Origin of the sequence: Sphingomonas sp. (assembly GCF_036387535.1) — a bacterium.
In the GTDB taxonomy this organism is placed as follows: domain Bacteria; phylum Pseudomonadota; class Alphaproteobacteria; order Sphingomonadales; family Sphingomonadaceae; genus Sphingomonas_R.
In genome coordinates this window covers 1-10,039 of record NZ_DASVTO010000128.1, presented here as the reverse complement: position 1 = coordinate 10,039, position 10,039 = coordinate 1, and the positions used below count along the sequence as shown (strand labels likewise).

The following is a 10,039-nucleotide window of genomic DNA, read 5'->3' as shown; positions in this document are numbered from 1 at the left end:
CTACAAGTGGACCGAAGTGAAGCCCCAGGTCGATCTGGTCCAGTTCCCGGACGGCAAGCAGATCCTGATCCTGGCGAAGGGCCGGCTGGTCAATCTGGGCTGCGCGACCGGACATCCGTCGTTCGTGATGTCGTCCAGCTTCACCAACCAGGTGCTGGCGCAGATCGAATTGTGGACCAAGCCCGGCCATTATGCGAACGAAGTGTTCGTCCTGCCGAAGCATCTCGATGAGAAGGTGGCGTTGCTCCACCTGGAGAAGCTGGGCGTCAAGCTGACGAAGCTGACGGAGAAGCAGGCGAGCTACATCGGTGTGTCGACCGAGGGCCCGTTCAAGCCGGATCATTATCGCTACTGATCGACGTCGATTGGCCTGGCAGCAGCGCATGGCAGGCACGTGCGTTGTAAATATGCAACATAATCAATGGGTTGCAGGAAAAAAGATGCTGGTATCGAGGTTGCTCCCCCGGTTTGGCGGCGGCTTTTGATACCGGCTCTTTCCATCGTGGCGTGCGCGCCTCTACAAGCGATGACATGACACTGATCCGCGACAGACCGATATGCTGACCTTCACCCCCGCCACGGTGGCCGGGATCGCAGTGATCCTGGGTTTGTGGCTGGTGGGTGCAATGGCGGCGATGGTCCACGGGATGCGCCGCGCGGCCGAGGCGCGAACGGCGGTGGCCGATTGCCGGCGACTGAACGCGCTGTTGCAGGAAGGGCCGGCCCTGCCGATGACCGTGGCGGGTGACGGCCGAATTTCGGGGCCGGTGCGGTTGGCCGACTGGCTGGGGCTGCGGAAACTGCCGAGCCATTTGAGCGACTTGAGCGGCCGTGACGCCGGCTTGCCGCCACGCGAGGCCGAATTGCTGGCCGGTGACGTGAAGGTTGCGCAACGCAGCGGACGGCCGTTCAGCCGGACGCTGCACCCGCTGGGCGGTAACCGCATCCTGCTGGTGCGGGGACGTCCGGCGGGATCGGGCATGCCGGGAAGCCTGGTTCTCTGGATGTTCGACGCCAGCGAAAGCGAGCGCGAGATCGAGCGGCTGGGGGTGGAAGCGACTCGGCTGGGGCAGGCGATCGCCGCCATATCCTCCCTGATCGAAGCTGCGCCGTTTCCGATGTGGCATCGCGGGCCCGACCTGCGGCTGGCGCTGGTCAACGGCGCCTATGTCGCCGCGGTGGAGGGCAAGGACGGCGCCGATGTCATCGCGCGCGGCCTGGAACTGGTGGAGGGGGAAGCCGGTCGCGGCCCCTTGGCGGCGGCCGCCGAGGCGCGCGAACGCGACCTGATCCTGGCCCGGACCGTGCCGGCGACGATCGCCGGCGCACGGCGGATGGTCCGCATAACGGACGTGCCGGTCGGGCCCGGCGGAGTCGCGGGCTATGCCGTCGATGTCGAGGAGTTGGAGGAAGCGCGCGCAGACCTGGTGCGGTTTGGGCGCGCGCAGCGCGACCTGCTCGACCGGCTGTCGGCGGGGGTGGCGCAGTTCGGGCCGGATCGCAGTCTGGTGTTCTACAATCATCCTTTCCTGCGGATGTTTGCGATGCAGCCGGACTGGCTGGCCGACGGGCCGGAATTCGACCGCGTGCTGGACCGCATGCGGGAGGCGCAGCGTGCCCCCGAAAGTCGTGATTTTCCGCGTTGGCGCATGGAGCGGCGGGGATGGTTCACTGCGACGGACGCGATCGAGGAAAATTGGCTGCTGCCGGGCGGTTCGCATTTCCGCCTGCTGGCGCAGCCGCTGCCGGATGGCGGCTTGCTGCTGATCTTCGAGGATCGGACCGAGCAGATCCAGCTGGCGTCGGCGCGTGACACGTTGCTGCGCGTCCGGACCGCCACGTTCGACAATCTGTTCGAGGCGATCGGCGTGTTCGCGGCGGACGGGCGACTCCATCTCTGGAACAACCGGTTCAAGGAGGTATGGGGCCTGACGGAGATCGAACTGGGCGAACATCCGCGGGTGGACGCGCTGGTCGAGTCGGTGGCGCGGCGGCTGGCGAACCCGAGCCGGGCGGGGTTGATCCGGGAACTGGTGCGGATCGCGACGATCGAGCGGCAGCAGCGATCGGGTCGGGTGGAGTTCACCGATGGCCGCCATTTCGAATTCGCGGCGGTGCCGTTGCCGGACGGAAACGCGCTGTTCACGATGCTGGACATCACCGCCAGCCGCGGCATCGAGGCCGCCTTGCGTGAGCGCGCCGAGGCGTTGGAGCAGGCCGATCGGCTGAAGACCGCGTTCGTCGCCAACATGAGCTACGAATTGCGCGTGCCGCTGACCTCGATCTCCGGCTTCGCGGAGATGCTGGACGGCGGATATGCCGGTGAAATGGGCGCGACCGCACGCGATTACATTACCGCGATCCTCTCGTCGGTCGCGCGGCTGTCCGCGCTGATCGAGAATATCCTGGACCTGACGCAGAGCGAGGCTGGCAGCCTGCCGCTGGCGGCCGCGCCGGTCGATCTGGACGTGGCCGCCGCGGAAGCGGTAGCCCGCGCGCGATCGGTGGCGGTGGAGCGCGGCATCGCGCTGGTGGATGAAATCGACGCCAGCGTCGGCACGATCATCGGCGATCCCCGGCGATTGCGGCAGGTGATCGATCATCTGCTGCACAATGCGACGCGCTTTACCGGACGGGGCGGGCGGATCCTGTTCCGGGCGTCGGGCGGGGCGGATGCCGTGGAAATCGTGGTGTCGGACAATGGCCGGGGGATCCCCCCGGAGCGGCAGGCGCAATTGTTCGATGGTTTCCGGATCAGCGCGGAGACGGCGCAGGCGCGGGGCGGGGCCGGTGCGCCCGGACTGGGGCTGCCGCTGGCCCGGCGGCTGGTGGAGGCGCATGGCGGCACGATCCTGTTGGCGAGCGAGCAGGGCGAGGGCACGACGGTCGTGCTGCGCCTGCCGCGAACGCGGTGAGCCCGGCGCCATGATCCTGATCGATGCGGCCGCGACCGAAGCGGCGGGGCGCCACCTGGCGGCGGTGGTGCGGGCGGGCGACGTGATTGCCCTGTTCGGTGATTTGGGCGCGGGGAAGACGACGCTGGCCCGCGGGCTGTTGGCGGCATTGGGCCTGGAGGGGGAGGCGCCGAGCCCGACCTTCGCGATCGTTCAGCCCTATGGATCGCCGGAGGTGCGGTTGCCGGTGGCGCATGTCGACCTGTACCGGATCGATGGTCCCGAAGATGTCCGGGAACTCGGGCTGGACGAGTATCGGGTCGACGGCGTGCTGTTGATCGAATGGCCGGAGCGGATGGGCGCGGCGCTGTGGCCGGATGCCGTGCGGATCCGGATCGGACCGACGCCGGACGGGCAGCGTCGCTTGACAGCGGACCTGCCACCGTCATGGGAACAGCGATGGCCCTTTCCACACCCGACCTGATTCCCCCGCCGCATGCGCCGGCATTCCTGGCGGCGCAGGGCTGGCCCGGTGCCACGATCCTGCCGCTGGCCGGCGATGCGAGTTTCCGCCGCTATTTTCGGGTGCGCGACGGCGCGCGCGGCGCCGTGTTGATGGACGCCCCGCCGCAGCATGAGGACAGCCGGCCGTTCCTGGCGATGGCGGCGCATCTGGACGCGATCGGATTTCGCGCGCCGCGCATCCTGGCGCATGACCTGGCCGCGGGGCTGATCCTGATTGAGGATTTCGGCGACCTGCGCATGGCCGAGGCGGTCGCCGATCGGCCGGAGCATGAGGTCGATACCTATCGCGCGGCCATCGACCTGATCCGCGCGCTGCATGCGCACCCCGCGGCCGCGACGATCGGCCGCTATGACGATGCGGTCTATCGACGCGAGGCCGCGCTGTTCCCCGACTGGTACGCGCCGGCGGTGGGGCTGGATGTCGATGTCGAGGGATATCATGACGCCTGGACCGCGGTGTTGGGGCGGCTGGACCGTGAGCCCGTCGTCACGGTGCTGCGCGATTATCATGCCGAGAACATCATGCTGCTGGAAGACGGCGATCTCGGGCTGCTCGATTTCCAGGATGCGTTGGCGGGGCATCCCGCTTATGATGTCGTGTCGCTGTTGCAGGATGCGCGGCGGGAAGTTTCCCCGGAACTGGAGACGGCGATGCTGGCGCATTATGGTCCGATCGACGGGACCGCCTATGCCATATTGGGGGCGCAGCGGAACGCGAAGATCCTGGGCATATTCACCCGGCTGTGGAAGCGGGACGGCAAGAACCGCTATCTTGCCTATCAGCCGCGGGTGTGGCGCTATCTGGAGCGGGACCTTGCGCATCCGGCGCTGGCCGAAGTGCGGGGGTGGTTCGACATGCATGTGCCGACAAGGATGCGCGCCGCGTATTGGGCGACGCCGGCATGATCGCGCCATCGCCGAGGGGGCGGACGCCGCTGACGCTGCGTCCGAGCCCAGGCGCGACGCCGATTCGGACCGCGATGGTCATGGCCGCGGGGCTCGGCAAGCGGATGCGGCCGCTGACCGCGACCCGGCCGAAGCCGCTGGTGGAGGTAGCGGGCAAGGCGTTGATCGACCATGTGTTCGATCGGCTGCGATCCGCGGGTATCGGGCGGGTCATCGTGAACGTGCATTATCTGGCGGATTCGATCGAAGCGCATCTTGCGGGCCGCGCCGGCGATTTCGACGTGATCATCTCGGACGAGCGTACGCAATTGCTGGAGACCGGCGGCGGGCTGGTGCGGGCGATGCCGTTGATCGCCGATGACCGCTTTCTGGTGGTGAACAGCGACAATTACTGGGTCGACGGGCCGATCGACGCCATTCACCTGCTGGGTCAGCGCTGGGACGAGACGCGGATGGATGCGTTGCTGCTGATGGTGCCGTTGGCGCGTGCCTATTGTCATAGCGGCATGGGCGATTTCCATATGGATCCGGAGGGGCAATTGACGCGGCGGCGGAGCGGCAAGGTCGCGCCCTTCGTCTATACCGGCGTCCAGCTGGTTTCGCGGCGCTTGCTGGATGATGCGCCGGAGGGCAGTTTTTCGACCAACCTGTTGTGGGACCGCGCACTGGCGCGGGGGCGCGCCTTTGGCGTGGTGCATCAGGGACTGTGGTTCGACGTGGGACATCCGGCCGCGATCGCTCAGACCGAAGCCCTGTTGTTACGCGCGGCATAAAGACGCTTCCTCTTTGAGGATGTTCCCGTTAGGTTCCCATTCGTGCAACCGAACATCTTCTCCATTCCGATTCACCGCGCCTTTGCCGATGCGCTGGTCGCCGGGCTGATCGCGCGGGCCGGCGGAGAACCGCTGGCGTTGGCGCGCGGGCTGGTGATCGCGCCCAACAACCGCGCGGTGCGGACTCTGACCGACGCGTTCGTGCGACGGGCGGGCGAAGGGTTGATGCTGCCGCGGCTGATCGCGATCGGGGATCCCGAGATCGGCGAGAAAGTGGGCGCCGCCATCGATCCGATCGATGTCGAGTCGATCCCGCCCGCGATCGATCCGCTGCGTCGCCATCTGATCTTGGCGCGGCTGGTGCAGCAGGCGCGGGCGGAGGCCGGGGACCCTGTCGACGCGGCGGAGGCAGTACGGCTTGCCGCCGATCTGGCGCGCACGCTGGATCAGCTGATCGTGGAGGAAATCGCGCCGACCGCGCTGGGCGCCAGCGTGGCGCCGGAACTGTCGGAGCATTGGCAGGCATCGCTGGCGGTGCTGGACACGATCCTCGATCGCTGGCCGCGCGCCTTGGCGGCGATGGGCCGGATCGATGCGGCCGATCGCCATAATCGCTTGTTGCGGGCGCTGGCCGATCGCTGGCGGACCGTGCCGCCGGCCGGTTTCGTCGTGGCGTCGGGGATTGCCGCGTCCGGGCCGGCGCTGGCGCATCTGCTCCGCCGGATCGGCCGGATGGAACGCGGGATGGTGGTGCTGCCGGGGCTCGACCTGGCGATGCCACGGGAAGAATGGGATGCCTTGGGCCCGCACGGAGCCGACCCTGATACGGGCATCACGACCCCGGCGATCGAAACGCATCCGCAGTTCCACCTGAAGCTGTTGCTCGACCGGATGGGGGTGGCGCGGGGCGAGGTGCAGCGCTGGCGATATGGCGGCGGGCGGGATGCGCCGGCGGTGCGCACGGGGGCGATCGGCAATGCCATGGCGCCGGCGCGGTTCACGGGCAAGTGGCAGACGTTGCCGCCGCACGCGCGGCGCCTGTCCGGCATCCGCGCCGCCGAATTCGCGTCTCCGGCCGAAGAGGCGCAGGCGATCGCGATCGCGATGCGCGGCGTACTGGAAACGCCGGGGCAGACCGCGGCGCTGGTGACGCCCGACCGGGCCCTTGCGCGTCGGGTGGTGGCGCAGTTGCGCCGGTGGAACATCGCGGCGGACGACAGCGCGGGCCGACCGCTGTCGGCAACGCCGCCGGGCGCGTTGTTGCTGGCGCTGGCGGAGGCGGCAGCGGAGGGGTTTGCGCCGGTGCCGCTGCTGGCGCTGCTGAAGCACCCGCTGGTAAGGGCGGGCGAGGAGCGCCTCGCTTGGCTGGACGGCGCGCGGCTGCTCGATTGTGCGCTGCGTGGGCCACGCCCGGCGGCCGGGCTGGACGGCGTCACTGCCCATCTGGCGAACGGCGTCGGCCGGGATGCACAGGCGCGGCAGCGGGCGCAGGGCTGGTGGGACATCGCGGCGGAGGCGCTGCGCCCGATTGAGGCCGCGTTTCGGGCCGGCGCGGAGCTGGGCGGCTTGATCGCTGCGCTGCGCGAAACGGCAAGCGCGCTGGGCGGCGATGCGGCCTGGTCGGGGCCGGCCGGGCGTGCGGCGGCAGACCTGATCGGCGGGTTGGAGGATGCCGCAGCGGAGGGACCGGCACTGGCGGATGGCGGCGCATTGCCGATCCTTTTACGCGGCATGATGGACGCCATCGCCGTGCGGCCGCCGCAGGGAGGGCATCCAAGGCTGTTCATCTGGGGCCTGATCGAGGCGCGCTTGCAGCATGCCGACCTGATGATCCTGGGCGGTTTGAACGAGGGGACATGGCCGGCGGCACCCGCGCCGGACCCGTGGCTGGCGCCCCGCATCCGTCAGCAGTTGAAGCTGCCGGGTCTGGAACGGCGGATTGGCCTTGCCGCGCAGGATTTCGCCAGCGGGCTGGGCGCGCGGCAGGTGCTGGTGACCCGCGCCCGCCGCGATGCGCGGGCGCCGGTGATCGCGTCGCGATTCTGGCTGCGGATGGAGGCGATGACCGGCGGCGTCACGCGCGATCCGCGGCTGATCGGTCATGTCCGCGTGATCGATCATGTTCAGGGGCCGCCCGCTTATGCCGCGCGCCCCGCTCCATGCCCACCGCTGGCCGACCGCCCGCAACGGATCGCAGTCACGCGGCTCGACCGGCTGAAGGCGGATCCCTATGCTTTCTATGCCGGCGTGATGCTGCGGCTCAATCGCTGGGATGCGGTCGATGCCGATCCGACGGCGGCATGGCGTGGGACGGCGGTGCACCGGGTGTTCGAAGCGTGGATGACCGAGGACCGCTGCGATCCGGCGGCGCTCCGCCCGCGCGCGGCGCGGATGCTGGAGGAAACCAGCAGCCATCCGGTGCTGCGCGCGCTGTGGACGCCGCGATTGATGGAGGCCATCGACTGGGTCGCGGAACGGATCGCCGCCGATGCGGCGGCGGGCCGCGTGCCGCTGGTGGCGGAGGTGGAGGGCCGGATCCAGGCAATGGGCGTCGAGCTTTACGGCACGGTCGACCGGATCGACCGGTTGCCCGACGGTCGGCTGGCGATCGTGGATTACAAGACCGGCAAGGCGCCGTCGCGCAAACAGGTGGAGGCGGGGTTCGCGATGCAGCTTGGCCTGCTCGGCCTGATCGCGGAACAGGGTGGGTTTCCGGCGGTCCAAGGCCAGCCGGGGGCCTTTGAATATTGGTCGCTGGCGGCGATGGACGACCGGCTGGGACACGCGTCCAGCCCGATCGGCGTCGACAAGCAGGGACGGGGGATCGGCACCGAGAATTTCACGCGGCTGGCGGCGAGCGTGCTGGGCGATGCCGTCGACGCGTGGTTGCTGGGCGATGCGCCGTTCACCGCCAAACTGCATCCCGAATATGCGCCCTATGGCGATTATGATCAGTTGATGCGGCTGGACGAATGGTATGGGCGCAGCGATGGCGCATAGGTTCAAGCCGCTGCTGCCGCTGAAGGGCGACCAGTTGCGGGCGTCGGACCCGGCCGAACTGGTCTGGCTGTCGGCGTCGGCCGGCACCGGCAAGACGCACGTCCTGACCGCGCGCGTGCTGCGGCTGCTGCTGTCGGGGGTCGATCCTTCGGCCATCCTGTGCCTGACCTTCACCAAGGCGGGCGCGGCCGAGATGGCGGACCGGATCCACGGTCGGCTGGCTGCGTGGGTGCGGCTGGATGACGCCAAGCTGCGCAAGGAGTTGTTCGCGCTGGGTGAACCGCACGACGATGCGCGCGTGGCGGCGGCGCGCACCCTGTTCGCGCGCGTGCTGGAGGCGGCGGGTGGGGGCCTGCGCATCCAGACGATCCATGCCTTCTGCCAGACGCTGTTGGCGGGATTTCCGGCGGAGGCGGGCCTGACCCCGGGGTTCCGCCCGATCGAGGGGCGCGAGGAGGCGGCACTTGCGCGCCGCGTGCTGGCCGAGATGCTGGTGGCGGCGGAGCGCGAGGGCGATCTGGGGCTGATCCGCGACGTGCAGATGCTGTCGCGGCGGCTGGGCGAGGGCCGGACCGAAGAGTATCTGATCGAATGCGCACGCGCGCCCGATGCGCTGGCCGCGCTGGGACCGCGCGAAGGGATCGAGGCGCGGTTGCGCGCGGCGCTCGACATCCCATTAGGCGACGTCGAGACTGTGATCGCCACAGCCTGTGCCGACGATGCGTTCGATGTGGAGGGGGTGCGCCGGATATCCGAGGCCAATGCCGGATGGGGTACGAAGACGGCACTGGACCGCGCCGACCGCATCGCCGCCTGGTTGACGGGGGACGTAGCCACGCGCGCCGCCGGACTGGCGACGCTGCACCAGGTATGGGCGAAGGCGGACGGTGCACCGCGATCCTTCGCCAAGGGGCAGGCGCCGCAGCTGCCCGGCTATGCGGATATCGCTACCCGGCTGCACGAATGCTGCGCGCGGCTGCTGGCGTTGCGGTCCGGCGCGGCGCTGGCTGCGCTGGTCGGGGCAGGACTGCGCGCCGGGCAAGCCTATGCGCTGCGCTATGCCGCAGCGAAGCGGCGCGCGGGGCTGGTTGATTTCGATGACCTGATCCGGACGACGGTCCGGCTGCTGCTGACCGACGGCATGGGCGACTGGGTCCGTTACAAGCTCGATCGCCAGACCGACCATATCCTGGTCGACGAGGCACAGGACACCAATGCCGACCAGTGGACGATCGTGGCCATGCTGGCCGGCGAATATTTCGCGGGTGAAGGCGCGCGGCCGCATGCCCGGCGCACGATCTTCACCGTCGGCGATTTCAAGCAGGCGATCTTCGGGTTCCAGGGCACCAATCCGCAGGCGTTTGCGGCCGCGCGCCGGCATTTCGAACGCAATGCGCGGGCGGCGGGACGGGACATTCTGGCGCTATCGCTCGACCAGTCGTTCCGGTCGACCCCGCCGGTCCTGGAACTGGTCGATCATCTGATCGCGGAACTGGGTTCGGACCGGCTCGGGCTGAATGATCCGGCGGAACCGCATTCCAGTTTTCGGGGTGGGCCGGGAACGGTGACGTTGCTGAAACCGCATAGTGCGACCGACGATGGCGATCCGCAGGAGGATGGGGGCGAGGAAGGCTGGATCGACGACGCGACCCGCGCCTTCGCGACGCGACTGGCGCGGCAGGTGCGGATCTGGCTGGACGAGGGGCTGCCGCTGGAGTCGCAGGGACGAGCATTGCGGCCGGAGGATATCCTGATCCTGGTGCGCAAGCGCGGGACGCTGGCATCGCTGATCGTCGCGCGGCTGCATGCGGAGGGCGTCCCGGTGGCCGGGGTGGACCGGTTGCGGCTGGACGCGCCGCTGGCGGTGCGCGATCTGCTGGCCGCGGCACGGTTCGCGGTGCAGCCGGATGATGACCTGACCCTGGCGTCGCTGCTGGTCTC

Annotated in this window: 7 protein-coding genes; all 7 read left to right on the top strand. The window is 69.1% G+C overall.

The window, feature by feature from the left end:
- On the top strand, nt 1-355 hold a 355-nt coding region (locus tag VF649_RS11850), incomplete at its 5' end, for an adenosylhomocysteinase (RefSeq protein WP_331012163.1).
- Between the two features lie 202 nt (nt 356-557).
- Nucleotides 558-2,915, top strand: coding sequence for a sensor histidine kinase (locus VF649_RS11845; RefSeq protein WP_331012162.1), 2,358 nt, complete (start codon nt 558-560; stop codon nt 2,913-2,915).
- A 10-nt stretch (nt 2,916-2,925) separates the two neighbouring features.
- Complete coding sequence (gene tsaE, locus VF649_RS11840; protein ID WP_331012161.1) at nt 2,926-3,378, top strand: tRNA (adenosine(37)-N6)-threonylcarbamoyltransferase complex ATPase subunit type 1 TsaE; 453 nt, start codon at nt 2,926-2,928, stop codon at nt 3,376-3,378.
- Entirely contained in the window at nt 3,354-4,325 is a 972-nt protein-coding gene (locus tag VF649_RS11835) for an aminoglycoside phosphotransferase family protein (protein WP_414713672.1), read from the top strand. Before tsaE ends, VF649_RS11835 begins: the two co-directional genes overlap by 25 nt.
- The gene (locus tag VF649_RS11830) at nt 4,322-5,098 is read left to right on the top strand and encodes a nucleotidyltransferase family protein (protein WP_331012160.1); all 777 of its coding nucleotides are present in this window, start codon (nt 4,322-4,324) and stop codon (nt 5,096-5,098) included. The genes VF649_RS11835 and VF649_RS11830 overlap by 4 nt, the downstream gene beginning before the upstream one ends.
- 42 nt (nt 5,099-5,140) lie before the next feature.
- Nucleotides 5,141-8,098, top strand: coding sequence for a double-strand break repair protein AddB (gene addB, locus VF649_RS11825; protein WP_331012159.1), 2,958 nt, complete (start codon nt 5,141-5,143; stop codon nt 8,096-8,098).
- A partial coding sequence (locus VF649_RS11820; RefSeq protein WP_331012158.1) for a UvrD-helicase domain-containing protein occupies nt 8,088-10,039 on the top strand: 1,952 nt, incomplete at its 3' end. The genes addB and VF649_RS11820, both read left to right, overlap by 11 nt.

Excerpts from the sequence above, each read along its gene's own strand:
- VF649_RS11835 (WP_414713672.1), top strand. The coding sequence starts at position 3,354 with ATGGCCCTTTCCACACCCGACCTGATTCCCCCGCCGCATGCGCCGGCA.
- VF649_RS11845 (WP_331012162.1), top strand. The coding sequence starts at position 558 with ATGCTGACCTTCACCCCCGCCACGGTGGCCGGGATCGCAGTGATCCTG.
- VF649_RS11830 (WP_331012160.1), top strand. The coding sequence starts at position 4,322 with ATGATCGCGCCATCGCCGAGGGGGCGGACGCCGCTGACGCTGCGTCCG.
- tsaE (WP_331012161.1), top strand. The coding sequence starts at position 2,926 with ATGATCCTGATCGATGCGGCCGCGACCGAAGCGGCGGGGCGCCACCTG.